This is a genomic window from Marinobacter nauticus (assembly GCF_003634635.1).
Classification (GTDB): Bacteria; Pseudomonadota; Gammaproteobacteria; order Pseudomonadales; family Oleiphilaceae; genus Marinobacter; species Marinobacter nauticus.
The window spans coordinates 225,314-241,381 of the sequence record NZ_RBJB01000005.1; the positions used below are offsets into that span (position 1 = coordinate 225,314).

The window sequence follows — 16,068 nt, forward strand, 5'->3', positions numbered from 1 at the left end:
CCTTGTCAGCATAGCTGAACGGCGATGATATAACCGTGGCCGTTATCCCGGAAACAGACAGTTATAGCCGCAGGTCATGGATATAGCGACAAGCTGTATTGGGACAAGGCGGCCATAACGCGTATGATTCGAATCCGAAAGTGTATCACAGGGTATCAATATGATTTTCCCCACCATTGAAGATTATGTCGGCCATACTCCCCTGGTGCGTCTGCAGCGTCTGCCGGGAGACACCAGTAACGTCATCCTGGCAAAACTGGAGGGGAACAACCCGGCAGGTTCGGTGAAAGACCGGCCGGCTTTGAGCATGATCCAGGAGGCTGAACGCCGGGGCGAGATCAAGCCCGGGGACACCCTGATTGAAGCCACCTCCGGCAATACCGGTATCGCGCTGGCCATGGCCGCGGCCATCAAGGGCTACCGGATGGTGCTGATCATGCCTGATAACCTGAGTGAGGAGCGCCGGGCCTCCATGCGTGCATACGGCGCCCAGGTGGTGAACGTTTCCCGTGAGCAGGGCATGGAAGGCGCCCGGGATCTGGCCATTCGAATGGAGGCCGAGGGTAAGGGCAAGGTTCTGGACCAGTTCAGCAATGCCGATAACCCTTCGGCCCACTATCACACCACGGGCCCGGAAATCTGGGAGCAGACCGCCGGGCGGGTTACGCACTTTGTCAGCTCCATGGGTACTACCGGTACCATCATGGGTGTGTCCCGTTACCTGAAAGAGCGCAATCCCGATATCCGAATTATCGGCCTGCAGCCAGAGGATGGGGCTTCGATTCCGGGTATCCGCCGCTGGCCGGAGGCTTACCTGCCGAAAATCTACGATGCCAGCCGGGTAGACCTGGTTCTGGATATTGGCCAGCAGGAAGCCGAGGACACCATGCGGGCACTGGCCGAGCGAGAGGGCATTTTCTGTGGTGTGTCCTCCGGCGGCGCCATTGCAGCGGCCCTGAAATTGTCCCGTGAGGTTGAAAACGCCGTGATCGTGGCCATTATCTGTGACCGCGGAGACCGTTACCTCTCCACCGGTGTGTTTCCCGGCGCCTGAGTGGCCCCCAATCAAGAGAATTCTATATGAGTAAGCGTCGCCGCAAGGTTCTGCCCAAGGAGCCCGTGCGTTGTGAAATCGAGACCCTGAGCCACGATGGCCGGGGCATTGCCCGCGCTGATGGCAAAACCCAGTTTGTTGACGGAGCCCTGCCGGGCGAAACCGTGATGGCCAAAATGGTCAGCACCCGCAGCCGGTTTGATGAGCTGCGCACAACCGAAGTGCTGGAAGCAGCCCCTGACCGCCAGCAGCCACCCTGTGAGTTTGCCGATCTTTGCGGTGGTTGCAGTCTTCAGCACATGAGCGCCGATGCCCAGATACGGTTCAAGGAAAATACCCTGCGCGAGCATTTTGCCCACTTTGGGGGCATTGAACCGGAGCAGTGGGTGGCTCCGATGCGTTCTCCGGATAGCCTCGGCTATCGTCGCAAGGCGCGGCTGGGCGTACGTTATGTGAAGGCCCGGGAGTCGGTGCTGGTTGGTTTCCGGGAGAAGCGCAATAGCTTTCTGACCGACATTGACCGCTGCGTGGTACTGGATCCCCGGATCGGTGAGCGAATCGAGCCTCTTCGGGAGTTGCTACATGGCATGGCGGCATTTGACCGGATTGCCCAGGTAGAAGTGGCCTGTGGCGATGATACGGCTGCCATGGTGTTCCGGAACATGGATGACCTGGTGCCGGACGACCGGGAAAAGCTGATCGCCTTTGGTCAGGCCCATGACTTGCATATCTATCTGCAGCCCAAGGGCCCGGACACCGTGCACCGGATCTGGCCGGAATCCGGCGGGCGGGACGATGAACGCCTGACCTATCGTATGGATGAGTTTGACCTCACCATGGCCTTCCATCCCATGGACTTTACCCAGGTGAACGCCGGCATCAACCGCAATATGGTACACCGTGCGGTCGAGTGGCTGGACGTCCAGCCCGGAGAGCGGGTGCTGGATCTGTTCTGCGGCCTGGGCAACTTTACACTGCCACTGGCCCGCAAGGGCGGGCAGGTTGTGGGTGTGGAAGGCGACGATGCCATGGTGGTTCGCGGCCGTGAAAACGCCCGCCTGAACGATCTCTCCAATGTGGAATTCCACGGGGCAGATCTGCACGGGGATTTCACCGGGCAATCCTGGGCAAAAGAGGGTTTTGACAAGATTCTGATCGATCCACCTCGTTCAGGCGCGGAGGAGATTTGTAAGTATCTGACTGCTTTCGGTGCCAACCGCATTGTTTACGTGTCCTGCAACCCCGCTACCCTGGCGCGGGATGCCGGGGTGATGGTGCGCAATGGTTATCGGCTGGTACAGGCCGGTGTGATGGATATGTTCCCCCATACCACCCACGTTGAGTCCATTGCGTTGTTTGAGCGTAGCGCAGACTGACCGGGTTTCGGGGGTATGCAACGGAACGGCCAGGATGGCCGTGAGAATAACCGAAAAACAAATGGGTAAAGCTCTGCCATGGTAAAAGTTCGGGAAGACTATTCGATCAGCGGTGACGGCGAGGTCGATATAGACCGCTGCGTGCAGCACATCGCTGAACAGACTCATCTCGAGGATCCGGATCAGCTTCGGCGGGCTTGTGAGAAAGCCGCCCAGATCGCCGTTCAGGCGTTCCGGGAAGACCGTTTGTGGGCGCCCGGAGCCAGCAGTTTCCGGACCGGTCTGGAAATGGCGCAGGTTTTGGCAGAGCTGCATCTTGATCAGGCCAGCCTGGTTGCCGCCGTGCTCTATCGGGCGGTGCGTGAAGAACGGGTGCCGCTTGAAGAGGTTCGCAAGGAATTCGGCGATGAAGTGGCGGGGCTGATTAACGGCGTGCAGCAGATGGCTGCGATTTCGTCCATCCATCATCCGCTCAAGGGCAATGTCCTGGGGCAGAGCGAAGGCCAGTTGGACAATGTCCGCAAGATGCTGGTCACCATGATTGATGACGTTCGGGTGGCGCTCATCAAACTGGCAGAGCGCACCTGCGCTATCCGCGCAGTGAAAGATGCGCCGGAAGAAAAACGCATGCGCGTGGCCCGGGAAGTCTTCGACATCTATGCTCCGTTGGCGCACAGGCTCGGTATCGGCCACATCAAATGGGAGCTGGAAGATCTCTCGTTCCGCTACTTGCATGGCTCCGCGTACAAGAAAATCGCCAAGTTGCTGGATGAGAAACGGCTGGACCGTGAAAGCTACATCCGCCGGGTGATTGATACCCTGCAAACCGAGCTCAAGGCTTCCGGTATCAAGGCCGAGCTCAGCGGGCGGGCCAAGCACATCTACAGTATCTGGCGGAAGATGCGTCGTAAGGGAATCGATTTTTCCCAGGTATACGATGTCCGTGCCGTGCGCATTCTGGTGCCGGAAGTGCGTGATTGCTATGGCGCGCTGGGGATTGTTCACACCCTGTGGCGCCACATTCCCAACGAGTTCGATGACTACATTGCCAACCCCAAGGAGAACGGTTATCAGTCGCTGCACACGGCGGTGATCGGCCCGGAAGGCAAGGTCATGGAGGTGCAGATTCGCACCCATGCCATGCATGAAGAAGCGGAACTGGGCGTATGTGCCCACTGGCTGTATAAGGGCACCGATACGAGGAACAAATCCACCGGCTACGACGCCAAGATCAACTGGTTGCGCCAGGTTCTGGAGTGGCAGGAGGAGCTGGGCGACATTTCCGGACTGGCGGATCATCTGAAATCAGACGTGGCCTCAGACCGGGTGTATGTGTTTACGCCGGAAGGCCATGTGGTAGACCTGCCCCAGGGCGCCACGCCGGTGGATTTTGCCTACCGGGTGCATACCGAAATTGGTCATGCCTGCCGGGGTGCCAGGGTGAACAGCCGCATCGTTCCGCTGACTTACCCGCTCAAGACCGGGGATCAGGTATTTATTCTGACTTCCAACAATCCGGCTCCCAGCAGGGACTGGCTCAACCCGAGCCTGGGCTATATTCAGACGTCCAGGGCCCGGGCGAAGGTTACACACTGGTTCAAACAGCAGAACCGTGACCGCAATGTCATTGACGGCCGCGCTATTCTGGAAGACGAGTTCAAGCGCCTGTCGCTGTTTGATGTGGAGCTGGAACAACTGGCGGCCAAGGTCAACTACCACAGCATTGATGATATGTTTGCCGCCATCGGGGCGGGAGATCTGCGGCCTACTCATGTGGCCAATGTGGCTCAGCAACTGTTGGAGCCCCGATCTGAACAGCTGGATCTTAAGCTGACCCCGAACCGGAAAAAGCCCTACGACACTGAATCCGATATCCAGATACTTGGTGTTGGCAAGCTGAAAACTCAGGTGGCCAAGTGCTGCAAGCCGCTGCCCGGAGACCCGATCGGAGGCTATATCACCGTGGGCCGCGGCGTGACCGTGCATCGCCAGGACTGCCTCACGTTCCTGAATCTGCGGGAATTTGAACCGAACCGCATCATTGAAGTGAACTGGGGCGGGCAGCCGGCGGCGGTCTATCCAGTGGATATCGAAATCGAGGCCTATGATCGATCCGGTCTGCTGCGAGACATCACCCAGGTGCTGTCTTCGTCCCGCAGTGATGTGTTGTCTCTCAACACCGTGACCAACAAAGACGAAAACACGGCCACTATGCGGGTGACGGTGGAAATCTCCAGTCTGGAGCAGTTGGCGCGGCTGCTGGCCCAGATTCGGAACCTGCCGAACATCATCGACGTAAGGCGGAAACGCGGATGAGTTACAGCATCGAAGATCTGAAACACCTGATGGCCCGGCTCCGGGATCCGGACACCGGTTGCCCCTGGGACACCAAACAGACCTTTGCCAGCATCGTGCCCCACACGATTGAAGAAGCTTACGAAGTCGCTGATGCCATCGAGCAGGAGGATTTCCCACATCTGAAAGACGAACTGGGAGATCTTCTTTTCCAGGTCATCTTCTATGCCCGCATGGGAGAAGAAGCCGGCCACTTTGAGTTTGATGGCATTGTTGACCATTTGGTTCGCAAGCTGGTTCGGCGCCATCCCCACGTGTTTCCGGGGGGCACGCTGGAGAGCCGTATCGATCCGGATAATCGACCCGACGAAGCCTGGATCAAGGAAAGCTGGGAGCGCATCAAGGCCGAGGAGCGTGCTGAGAAACCGGTGGCGAATACTCCGGCCAGCCGTCTGGACGGTATTGCCCGCACCCTGCCGGCCATGGCCCGGGCGGAAAAACTGCAACGGCGTGCGGCCCGGCATGGCTTCGACTGGCCGGATATCGGCCCGGTGTTCGACAAACTTCACGAAGAGATCGATGAGCTGAAGGAAGCCTGGCAAATGGCCGAGGCCGGTACCGGAGACCTGGATGCGGTTGAGGACGAGCTGGGTGACCTGCTGTTTGTTTGCGTAAATCTGGCACGTTTCCTGAAAGTAAATCCCGAGCAGGCCCTGAAGCGAACCAATCATAAGTTTGATGCCCGGTTCCGTGCCATTGAGCGGGTGCTGGAAAAAGAAGGTCGTAATCTGGATGAAGAAACCCTGGAAGCGCTGGATGCCGTGTGGCAGAGCGTGAAAGGGGTGGAAAAGGAGTAGGGAAGCGGAACTGGAAACCGTCACCGATAGGTACAATCCGTTACCAATTTTCCGTCACCGGCCTGTCATTCTTCGTCTACACTTCCGGGAACAGTCGCACTGAAAAAGTGCGTTGTGCCATCAAACAAGATGCAGGAGTGAAGGCACCATGAAGATCAAAGATCTGGTCAAGCACTGGGATAAACACGGCCGTGGAAGACTGACCCGGGACGCCGCCTATCTGTCTTTGGCTGACCAGCATCATGACCGTTTGCAGAAGCTTGCGGCACTGTATCCGATGAAGTCCACTCAGGATCTGATGCGGGATCTGATCTCCGCCGCTCTCGACGAGCTGGAAACCAGTTTCCCCTACGTTCAGGGTGAGAAGGTTGTGGCTTACGACGAGGATGGCTTTGAAATCTATGAGGACAAAGGCCTGACACCGCAATTCGTTGCCCTGAGCCAGAAACACATCAAGCGCCTCAAGGCCCGCCAGTTGGAGTCGGTTGCCTGACGGTTGCCAACACCCATTGCCATAGATTCTGTAACAACAACGCCGGGCTCAGCCCGGCGTTGTTGTTTGTATTACGACTTCTTCTGTTCTGCCAATCGGTCTTTCAGCGGGCCCTGGCTGATCAGGTCGTCCAGAGCGGCGGCAATCATGTCGTTCAGGATCTCACTTTCGCTCCGGTCCGGGTAGAGTTCCGCCAGGGCCGCAATCCGTGCGGCATCTTCCAGAGGCAGGCGCAGGTTGTATTCATGGCTGCGCTCCTGGGCCTGTTTTTCCTTTTCCCAATGCTGGGGCAGTTCGGTCACTTTCATGTCAGCTCCTGAGCGAAGTGGTTGAATCGTCAATAGACTTTCTGCGTTGCTCCCTAGTATCGTAAGTTTAGATTGTTTCCGTCAATTCAGAAGGAACCTGCCGTGACCGAACTGCACCCGGATCTTCGAGAAAACGTACGTTTGCTGGGCGATCTGCTTGGCCAGAGCATACTCCGATTCCCCGGACAGGACTGCTACGACCGCATTGAAGAAATCCGCGCCGCCGCCAAGGCTGACCGGCGCCAGGAAAGTGGTTCCGGACAACGCCTGGTGAAACTCCTGGGCCAGCTCAGCGATGATGAGCTGCTGCCGGTGACCCGAGCCTTTAACCAGTTTCTCAACCTTGCCAACCTGGCTGAGCAGTACCACGGAATTCGTCGCAAGCAGGGGCATCCGTCAGATCTGATGGTGGAATCCCTGGGGGAGGTGTTTGATCGGCTGAAGTCCGGGGGGATAGACCCGCAAGAGTTGCATCGGAAGGTTGCAGATTTACGCATAGAGTTTGTGCTCACCGCGCACCCCACCGAAGTGGCCCGGCGTACATTGATCCTCAAGTACGATGAAATGTCCGATTGCCTGTCGAGGCTGGATCATGACGACCTGATGCCCGGTGAACGGGAGGAAATCGTTGACCGGTTGTCGCTGTTGATTGCCGAGGCCTGGCATACCGACGAGATTCGGCATGAAAAGCCGACCGCCGTGGACGAGGCCAAGTGGGGCTTCGCCGTTATCGAGAACAGTCTCTGGCAGGCGCTGCCGAAATTTCTCCGTAGCCTGGATACCTCGTTGTCGGAGGCGACCGGTCAGGGGCTTCCGTTGCAGGTGTCGCCGATCCGTATTGCTTCGTGGATGGGGGGCGACCGTGATGGCAACCCCAATGTCACCCACGAAGTGACCCGGGAAGTGTTCCTGCTCGGTCGCTGGATGGCCGCAGATCTCTATCTGCGCGATATCCAGGCGCTGAGAGCAGAGCTTTCCATGTGGCAGGCAAGCGATGAATTGCGGGCCGAGGTAGGAGATTCCCGGGAGCCGTATCGCCAGGTGCTGGCCCAATTGAGGGAGCGCCTGATCAAGACCCGGGACTGGGCCGAAGCCAGCGTCAAGGGCGAGCCGGCAGACGATTCGGGCATTCTGTTCGAGAATGAGGATCTCACCGGGCCGTTGGAATTGTGCTATCGCTCCCTGATGGAGTGCGGGCTGGAAGCCATTGCCAATGGTCCGCTGCTGGATACCATTCGCCGGGCGCACACCTTCGGCCTGCCACTGATCCGACTGGATATCCGCCAGGAGGCCTCACGCCACGCCGAGGCGGTGGCAGAGATGGTGGACTACCTAGGGTTGGGTGACTATCTGTCCTGGTCGGAACAGGAGCGCCAGGCGTTTCTGGTCAAGGAACTGAAAGGGCGGCGCCCCCTGGTGCCCCGGAATTGGCAACCCTCCGAGCCGGTGCGCGAGGTTCTGGCAACCTGCGAGGTGGTCGCTGGCCAGACACCGGAAGCCCTGGGTTCCTATGTGATTTCCATGGCCAGCAAGCCCTCGGACGTTTTAAACGTGATTTTGCTGCTGCGGGAAGCGGGGATGGCGTTCCCCATGCGCGTCGTACCGCTGTTCGAAACGTTGGATGATCTCAAGGGTGCGCCCGACAGTATGGCGGCCCTGTACGAGGTGGACTGGTATCGGGAATACTGCAGCGGGCGCCAGGAAGTGATGATCGGCTATTCAGACTCCTCGAAGGATGCCGGCCAGTTGATGGCGGCCTGGGCCCAGTACCAGGCCCAGGAGAAGCTGACCGAAGTGGCCAATCGGTATGGAGTGCATCTGACACTGTTTCATGGCCGCGGCGGCACCGTGGGCCGGGGCGGTGGTCCGGCGAATCGGGCGATTCTGTCCCAGCCGCCGGGCTCGGTGAACGGCAGCTTCCGGATTACCGAGCAGGGCGAGATGATCCGTTTTAAATTTGGTCTGCCGAGGCTGGCGGTGCAGAGTCTGACCTTGTACACCACAGCGGTGATTGAGGCGACCCTGGCGCCACCACCTGTGCCAAAGGATGAGTGGCGCGAGGTCATGGACTGGCTGACCGAGCGTTCGCTGCGGTCCTACCGTGAGGTCGTCCGTGAGAATCCGGATTTTGTGCCTTACTTCCGTCAGGTCACACCGGAAACGGCTCTGGGTAAACTTGCCCTTGGCAGCCGGCCGGCCCGGCGCAAGGCCACAGGGGGCGTTGAAAGCCTGAGAGCCATTCCGTGGATTTTTGCCTGGACCCAGATGCGGTTGATGCTGCCAAGCTGGCTGGGCAGTGATGTTGCCCTCGAAGAGGCGGCCCAGGCGGACCGCCTGCCCGAACTGCGGGAGATGATGCAGGGCTGGCCGTTCTTCCGCACCTACGTGGATATGCTGGAAATGGTCCTCGCCAAGGCAGATTTGCGTATTGCCAGCTATTACGAGCAGACCCTGGTTGAGGATGAGCACTTGCTGGCGCTTGGCCAGAGCCTGAGGCAGCGTTTGCAGGGCTGCATTGAGCGTCTGCTGGAGCTTAAACAGCAACAGACTCTGCTGGAGCAGGAGCCGGTGTTTGCCCATTCAATGAAAGTCCGGAATCCCTACACTGATCCGCTGCACTATCTGCAGGCAGAATTACTCAGGCGTGACCGGGAAAGCGAGGGGGCTGGAAAGGTGCCGGAATTGGTCGAGAGGGCGCTGAAGGTGACCATGGCCGGAATTTCTGCCGGTATGCGAAATACCGGTTAAGGTGCATAATAAGGCCGGGGCCGGACAGCCCCGGCCCATTTGCTTTAAGGAGTTACCCCCGTTGGCATTGTCGGAGAGGCTTTCGCGTTTTCTGGCCCGCAAGGGCATTACCTACCAGCCACTGGAAACGGAGCCCGTTGCCAATCTGGACGCGGCGGTGCTTGCTTCGGGTAAACCCCAGCATGACTTTATCAAGGCGACCCTGCTGATCGATATCAATGGGGTGGTTATGGTGGTACACCGTTTTGACAGCACGCTTGATATGGATGCCGTGCACCAGTTCACCGGTCGGCGCCTGCAGCCGCTGACGGCGCGCCAGACTTCCCGGTTGTTCGGGGACTGTGACGCCGGATTCGTACCTCCGATCGGAGCCGCCTGGGAGCTGCCGGTTCTGGTGGATGAAGATGTAGTGACAGCCGAAAGTGTGATCTTCTCCGGTGGCACGGACCACAGCCTGGTTGAAATGGACGGCCGGGCCTTCCGCCTGGCTCAGGCTGGCGCCCGGCAGGGACATCTGGTTATTCGTGGTCAGGGCGTGGAAGATCGCGAAGCCCTGACTCTGGAAGACGTGGCAGACAAACTGCAAAAGCTTTATCGGCTGCCGCCAATGCCGGCCCTGGCATTGCGAATCCTGCGGCTGACCGCCAATACTGAAGCGACGGCCAAAGAGCTGGCCGAGTTGATCGAATTCGACCCCAGTATGACCGCGCAGATCATGCGCTATGCCCGATCAGCGCTGTTCAACTACCCCGGCCAGATAAACTCTGTACAGGAAGCGGTCACCCGGGTCCTCGGTTTTGACCGGGTTGCCCACATTGCCCTGGGTATTGCCTCGGTGCGGGCGTTTGATGTGCCCCGCGGAGGCATGCTCGGCATGGATAATTTCTGGCGCCACTCGCTTTATTGCGCGTTCCTGTGCCAGAACCTCGCCGCCTATTCCGGCCGCGACAAAGGGCTCGCCTATCTGTGCGGATTGCTGCACAACTTCGGCCTGCTGCTGGTGGGCCATCTGTTTCCATCGGAGTTTGAAGAGCTTAATGCTCTGCGGGAAATCAACCCGGAGGCAAGCATGCACTCGCTCGAGCAGGAAGTGTTTGGCCACAGTGAGCGCCAGGATATTCTGGCTGTTGGTCATGGTGCCATTGGCGGTATTCTGCACCGGCTGTGGCAGTTGCCGGAAGCCGTGATCAAAGCCGCCGGCATGCACCAGCACATCGGATACCATGGCGAGCACGAGGAATATGTCCAGATGGTGCAGCTGGCCAATGCCATACTCAAAGAGCGTGGTATTGGTGACGAACTCAATCCTGACGACCTGCCGGCACTGGTTGAGAGCCTTGGGCTCCGGGCGGATGTGCTGGAGCGGGTTCAGAGCGACATGGACCAGGTGGCTTCCGATCTGGACGTGCTGGCGTCTTCCCTCGCTTCCTGATTATTCCCAGCCCTGCACCAGCCGTTGAGGCAGCTGACAGCCCAGCATTCGGACAATGATACGGAGGTCGACTTTCTCTGCCGGGTGTGAGTTCGTATAATGCTGCCTCGTTTTTGTGCGTGTGCGCCGGATACACGGTCCGGAGCCGTCGAGAGGTTGTCGCAAAGGCAGAGGTCTTTGCCATAACTTTTCAAACGATAATATAAAGCAATGGGAGCACAACGTTATGCGAATCATTATGTTAGGCGCGCCAGGCGCAGGTAAGGGCACCCAGGCCCAGTTTATTACCGAGCGTTTCGAGATCCCCCAGATCTCCACGGGTGATATGCTCCGCGCTGCGGTCAAAGCCGAATCGGAGCTGGGCCTGCAGGTTAAAGAGGTTATGGCGTCTGGTGGCCTGGTGTCTGATGACATCATCATTGCCCTGATTGAAGAGCGTATCCAGCAGCCAGATTGCAAGAACGGCTTCCTGCTGGATGGCTTCCCGCGCACCATTCCCCAGGCTGAGGCCCTGAAAGACCAGGGTATCGCCATCGACTACGTGGTCGAAATCTCGGTTGAAGACGAAGAAATCGTCAGCCGCCTGTCTGGCCGTCGTGTACACGAGGGCAGTGGCCGTATCTACCACGTTAAATACGATCCGCCCAAGGTAGAAGGCAAAGACGATGAGACCGGCGAAGCGCTGATCCAGCGTGAAGACGACAAGGAAGAGACCGTTCGCAAGCGCCTCAAAATCTATCATGAGCAGACAGCGCCGCTGGTGGGCTTCTACCAGAGCTGGGCAGAGAAAGCCCCGGCCGATGCGCCCAGGTATGTGCGCGTTGAAGGCGTTGGCAGCCTCGACAGCATTCGCGATCAGATTCTGTCCCAACTGAAGTGATCGAAACCGGCTCAGCCCCGGAGGCTTGATTCTGTGAAACTTCTGGCACTGGATACCTCATCCGAGGGCTGTTCCGCGGCACTCTGGCTGGATGGCCGGGTGACCGAGCGATTCGAGCTGGCCCCACGGGGCCACACTCGCCTGTTAATGCCCATGGTTCGCGAATTGTGCGCGGAGCAGGGCCTGTCCCCAACCGATCTCGATGCGCTGGCGTTCGCCCGGGGCCCAGGCTCTTTCACCGGGCTGCGGATTGCAACCGGTGTAGTCCAGGGATTGGCCTGGGGGCTGGATATCCCCGTGGTTCCAGTGTCGTCCCTGGCGGCGGTGGCGCTCGCGGCGATCGAAACGCACGCCCTGCAGGAGGGTGATTGCATTGCGGTGGCCTTTGACGCCCGCATGGGGGAGGTTTACTGGGGCGTGTTCCGCTGTGAGGCGGGGCTTCCAGTGTTGCTGAGCGAGGAGCGGGTCTGCCCGCCTGATGCGGTGACTCTGCCACCGGATGCCGGTGGCAACTGGTACGGCGCCGGTCAGGGCTGGACCCTGAAAGAGCAGATGCCCGGTGAGCTCGTTGAACGCCTCTCAGCCATTGACGATACGTTGTTGCCGGCAGCGGCCCAGGTGGCGAAGCTGGCCGAACAGGGAATGTCGAACGGGCAGGCGGTGCCAGCAGAGCAGGCACAACCGGTGTATATCCGGGACGAAGTGGCCTGGAAGAAGTTGCCCGGTCGGGAGTGAACCCCGCTCCAACCGCCGTCTTTGCATTCTGCACCAGATCCTCCATAATGCGATGACGACTCTGAATCCTCACCCCGGTGGTGCGTTATGATTGGCGGCATCAATCCCTCAAATCCTTCGTTGTACCAGGCGGGTAATAACTCCCCGGCCCGGGAACGCACGGATGTATCCCGCACCCCGGCGGCGGACCCCCAGGCACTTGCCACGGGTGATGTTCGCAACCAGCTCAATACCGCCCGTCAGGATCGGGATACCGCCCCCGGTAATCCGGCACAGCCCGGTGGTACCGGCCCGGAACTGGACAGCCGGCGTGTCGAAGCCCGGCGCGCGGCGGAAGATGCCCGGCTTGAACGTTTCCGCGCAGACGAATTGCCGCTTCCTGCCGCCCGCGCGCTGTCGGCTTTTGCCGGCGTTGCCGCTGCCGGGCAGGAGTTTGAGAGCGGCAGCGTGCTGAGCGGAATTGATATTCTGGTCTGATGCCGTCGCCTTCCTCTCACACCGAGCTTCCGGATTCCTCGTCTCTCCGTCACATCCTGGCCGTTGCTCATAGCCCCTTGGCTGAACCGGGCGTAGCCCGTACGCTGGCCACCGAGCTGGGGCTTGACTGGCTGGGCGTGGTCGCCCCCAAACAGGTTCGGGACTGGGGTCTTCTATTGTTCATGGACGAGCATGGGCTGGCGTTACAGCAAACCGGTAAAGGTGCACCCGGGCCAGTCAGGGCGGAATTTGTCAGTGGCAAGATGGGCTACCGGCGCGAGCACGGTGGTGGCGCTGGCCAGTTGGTGGCGCGCGCCGTGGGTATGCAGAAAACCCGCGCTCCGTTGCAGGTGCTTGATGCCACCGCCGGCCTCGGCCAGGACGCCTTTGTACTGGCCTCCCTGGGGTGCCAGATGACACTGTTCGAGCGTAACCCGATCATTCATGCCCTGTTGGCCGATGGCCTGTACCGGGCTAGCTTGAATGAGGCCTGTGCACCGATTGTGGCGCGAATGACGCTGCACTCTGGCAACTCACTGGACTGGATGAACCAGGCAGGACCCGAAGCCGTCGATGTGGTCTATCTGGACCCGATGTTTCCGCATCGGGACAAGTCTGCGCTGGTCAAGAAGGAGATGCAGGTGTTCCGGCAGGTGGTGGGTGATGATGACGACGCCAGCCAGCTCCTGGAGGACGCGCTCGGCTGTGCCCGCTATCGGGTGGTGGTCAAACGCCCCCGCAAGGCACCCGCGATCGCCGGACCGGAGCCGGCTGCGCGGGTTGAGGGTAAAAGCAGTCGCTACGACATTTACCCGATCCGGGCGTTGCCGACCTGACCGTGCCGCAGCGATCTGTCAGGCGTCGAGCATGGTGACCTGCTGGATAGCCTGTCGTTTCTCCACGCTCAGAACCAGACGAGCGTCTTCAGCCACTTCATCCAGACCCTCGCCATAGCACAGCCGACCGTCTTCATCGGTTGTGAGAACGCCGTTTTTCTGCATATTGGCTATGAAGTTCCGGAACAGGGTCTTGTCGAAGAACTCCGGTGCATTCAGGCCGAACAGGATCGACATCCTTTCCGCCAGCAAGGTGCTCTGTTCTTCCAGCTCCGCCGCCGTCAGGTTGCCGGAGCCATATTTTCTGAGTATGCCCAGGGTGATGTGATAGCGTTCCAGGGTCTGGATGATGAAGCGGGACAGAATCCGCGACCGCAGCATCGCTTCGGTACCTTCTTCGGGCCGTCCCAGCCGCTCATCCTCAAGCCTGATCAGCAGGCCCTGGTCCACCAGCACATCAATCCACTGGTTGATCACCGCGTCTACCTGTTCCTGATCATACTGCAGGAACAGCTCTGACTGCAGGTAGGGATAGGCGACGCTGGTGAGGAAAACGATCTTTTCCCGGCTCAGGCTGGCCTTGTTCTCGAACAGGCTGGCAATGAGCGCTGGTAGAGCAAACAGATGCTGGATGTTGTTGCGGTAGTAAGTCATCAGGATGGCGTTCGAGCCTTCCAGGGCAATAATGTCGCCCAGTTTCTGGGGCTGACGGGTAATCAGTCCCATGTTCTCGCAATAGGCAATCCAGTCCCGGCCGGTACCTTCCGGCAGGGTAATGGTTTCGGCATAGGGATAGGCGCGCAGCAGGTCGGCATACTTGTCCAGCAGGCGGATCAGCTGGCCCTCGTCCATCGCCAGCCGCTCGGTACCCAGCAGAACGGTGGCCGTCATGCCAATCGGGTTCACGGCCACTGAGGCGTTGATGTTGCTGGCCACACGCTGGGACAGATTATCAACGGCCTGGTTCAGCCAGGACGGGCGATACTCGGCGTCATAGGCTTCGTGGCGCCAGCTTTCGTGAACATCGTCCAGCACCTTGTCCAGGTGGATCGGATCACCGAAGTTGACGGCAACGCGGCCAAACGAGTTGGTCAGTTTGCGAGCGGTCTTGGCGAGACCGAAAATGCTTTCTTTCTGTTTCTTTTTCCCGCGCAGCTCGCCGAGGTAGGAGCGCCCTTCCATGACCTTCTCGTAGCCGATGTACACCGGTACAAAAACGATGGGCTTGCGGTGATCCCGCAGGAAGCTGCGCACGGTCATCGACAGCATGCCCGGGCGTGGCGGCAGCATGCGGCCGGTCCGGGAGCGGCCGCCCTCGACGAAATACTCCACCGAGTAGCCCCGGGTGAACATCACATGCATGTACTCGTTGAACACGGTGGCGTAAAGCGGGTTGTCCTTGAAGCTGCGGCGCATGAAAAACGCGCCGCCACGGCGCAGGATTGGCCCCACGATGGGCATGTTCAGGTTGATGCCTGCCGCGATGTGGGGCGGCATCAGGCCGTTTTTGTAGAGCACATAGGACAGCAGCAGGTAATCGATGTGGGATCGGTGGCAGGGTACGTAGACCACAGCGTTGTCCTGTGCCGCTTCCTTGGCTACCCCAATGTTGTGGATGGCAATACCGTTGTAGATCCGGTTCCAGAGCCAGGCCAATACCAGCTCCAGGAAGCGAATAGTCACAATCGACATGCTCGCGGCGATCTCGTCGGCGTATTTGTATGCCTTGGCGCGGACCTTCTCCGGCGGGATGTCGTCCTTCGCTGCAGTCTCACGGATGGCTTCCTTGACCGCCTGGGTGCGTACCAGCCCCTCCACCAGGGTGCGTCGATGCGACAAATCCGGCCCCAGCACCGCCTGGCGTACACGACGGAAGTGGGTTCGCAGAATTCGCGCCAGCTTGCGGTTGGCCTTCTGTTCGTTGTCGCGATACTCGTCCACCACCTGCCTGAGTGACAGCGGCTGGTTGAACTGCACGTAGGTGTTGCGGCCATGCACAAGAATAATCAGAAATTTCTGCAGGCGGCCCGCGACCGACCAGGTGTCTGAGAGCAGCAGCTTGACCAGGGACTTTTCCTTGTCGGGTGAGCGACCCCAGAACAGCGAGACGGGCACAATCTGGACGTCCTGATCCGGATGTTCCAGCCCGAAGTGGACCAGATCAGTAAATTCCCGGGTAGGCACCGGCTTGTGTCGGCCGCCCCGAAACAGGCCGCCAATGCGTTTGTAAAGGAAGAAAAACGAATGCGAGGGCCCGTTTTTGACCGGCAAGGTATCTGTGGCTCCCGGCAACCGGGCCCGGATGACTTCCTGCTCCAGCACCAGACGGCTCGACAGTGAGCTGTACTGGAGCACGTAACAGACGGGCTTGTCCGGGTCCAGCCCGAGGGCTTCCAGGGTATTGCCACTGACATCAGTCCTGACCCATAAAAACAGGATCTTTCGGAAAAGAGACAGGATCAGGCTGCGAATGCCCTGATAAAGTCGCATAAACGGTTACTCCGGTCCTGGAAACAGGCGCCAAGTTTAACGGGTTGGGGCGGTAGCGGAAAGTCGTGCACCAATTCTTGGTGATGA

At 59.3% G+C, this 16,068-nt stretch carries 13 protein-coding genes; 11 read left to right on the forward strand and 2 right to left on the reverse strand.

Annotation, left to right across the window (positions count from 1 at the left end; all coding sequences use genetic code 11):
• Nucleotides 1–160 precede the first annotated feature (160 nt).
• The 5 genes from cysM (at nucleotide 161) to C7436_RS16070 (ending at nucleotide 6,075) form a co-directional block, all read left to right on the forward strand.
• Nucleotides 161–1,054, forward strand: a complete 894-nt coding sequence (gene cysM, locus C7436_RS16050) for a cysteine synthase CysM (protein ID WP_121208440.1) — start codon at nucleotides 161–163, stop codon at nucleotides 1,052–1,054.
• Nucleotides 1,055–1,080: 26 nt separating this feature from the next.
• A complete protein-coding gene (rlmD, locus tag C7436_RS16055; protein ID WP_014420778.1) occupies nucleotides 1,081–2,430 on the forward strand; it encodes a 23S rRNA (uracil(1939)-C(5))-methyltransferase RlmD in 1,350 nt (449 codons plus the stop codon).
• 78 nt (nucleotides 2,431–2,508) lie between these two features.
• A complete protein-coding gene (gene relA, locus C7436_RS16060; protein WP_114433638.1) occupies nucleotides 2,509–4,746 on the forward strand; it encodes a GTP diphosphokinase in 2,238 nt (745 codons plus the stop codon).
• Nucleotides 4,743–5,582: a nucleoside triphosphate pyrophosphohydrolase gene (gene mazG, locus C7436_RS16065; protein ID WP_121208441.1), complete on the forward strand. Its 840-nt coding sequence runs from the start codon at nucleotides 4,743–4,745 to the stop codon at nucleotides 5,580–5,582. Before relA ends, mazG begins: the two co-directional genes overlap by 4 nt.
• A 148-nt stretch (nucleotides 5,583–5,730) precedes the next feature.
• The gene (locus C7436_RS16070; RefSeq protein ID WP_011785703.1) at nucleotides 5,731–6,075 is read left to right on the forward strand and encodes a hypothetical protein; all 345 of its coding nucleotides are present in this window, start codon (nucleotides 5,731–5,733) and stop codon (nucleotides 6,073–6,075) included.
• A gap of 71 nt (nucleotides 6,076–6,146) precedes the next feature.
• Here C7436_RS16070 and C7436_RS16075 read toward each other — a convergent pair whose 3' ends face one another.
• Nucleotides 6,147–6,383, reverse strand: coding sequence for a hypothetical protein (locus C7436_RS16075; RefSeq protein ID WP_011785702.1), 237 nt, complete (start codon nucleotides 6,381–6,383; stop codon nucleotides 6,147–6,149).
• Between the two features lie 102 nt (nucleotides 6,384–6,485).
• Between C7436_RS16075 and ppc the strand changes: the two genes are divergently transcribed.
• The 6 genes from ppc to C7436_RS16105 all read left to right on the forward strand — a co-directional run bounded on the left by ppc (nucleotide 6,486) and on the right by C7436_RS16105 (nucleotide 13,491).
• Nucleotides 6,486–9,131 carry a phosphoenolpyruvate carboxylase gene (gene ppc / locus C7436_RS16080; protein WP_121208442.1) on the forward strand — a complete coding sequence of 882 codons (2,646 nt, stop codon included), beginning with the start codon at nucleotides 6,486–6,488 and terminating at the stop codon, nucleotides 9,129–9,131.
• A gap of 61 nt (nucleotides 9,132–9,192) precedes the next feature.
• A complete protein-coding gene (locus C7436_RS16085) occupies nucleotides 9,193–10,563 on the forward strand; it encodes an HDOD domain-containing protein (protein WP_113879887.1) in 1,371 nt (456 codons plus the stop codon).
• Between the two features lie 226 nt (nucleotides 10,564–10,789).
• Nucleotides 10,790–11,443 (forward strand): adenylate kinase, encoded by a 654-nt coding sequence (gene adk, locus C7436_RS16090; RefSeq protein WP_011785699.1) that lies wholly within the window; start codon nucleotides 10,790–10,792, stop codon nucleotides 11,441–11,443.
• Between the two features lie 33 nt (nucleotides 11,444–11,476).
• Nucleotides 11,477–12,178, forward strand: a complete 702-nt coding sequence (tsaB, locus tag C7436_RS16095; RefSeq protein ID WP_121208443.1) for a tRNA (adenosine(37)-N6)-threonylcarbamoyltransferase complex dimerization subunit type 1 TsaB — start codon at nucleotides 11,477–11,479, stop codon at nucleotides 12,176–12,178.
• An 87-nt stretch (nucleotides 12,179–12,265) separates the two neighbouring features.
• Nucleotides 12,266–12,655 (forward strand): hypothetical protein, encoded by a 390-nt coding sequence (locus C7436_RS16100; RefSeq protein ID WP_011785697.1) that lies wholly within the window; start codon nucleotides 12,266–12,268, stop codon nucleotides 12,653–12,655.
• Nucleotides 12,655–13,491 carry a class I SAM-dependent methyltransferase gene (locus tag C7436_RS16105; RefSeq protein ID WP_121208444.1) on the forward strand — a complete coding sequence of 279 codons (837 nt, stop codon included), beginning with the start codon at nucleotides 12,655–12,657 and terminating at the stop codon, nucleotides 13,489–13,491. The genes C7436_RS16100 and C7436_RS16105 overlap by 1 nt, the downstream gene beginning before the upstream one ends.
• A gap of 18 nt (nucleotides 13,492–13,509) precedes the next feature.
• Here C7436_RS16105 and plsB read toward each other — a convergent pair whose 3' ends face one another.
• Nucleotides 13,510–15,981, reverse strand: coding sequence for a glycerol-3-phosphate 1-O-acyltransferase PlsB (gene plsB, locus C7436_RS16110; protein WP_022990909.1), 2,472 nt, complete (start codon nucleotides 15,979–15,981; stop codon nucleotides 13,510–13,512).
• Between the last annotated feature and the right edge of the window lie 87 nt (nucleotides 15,982–16,068).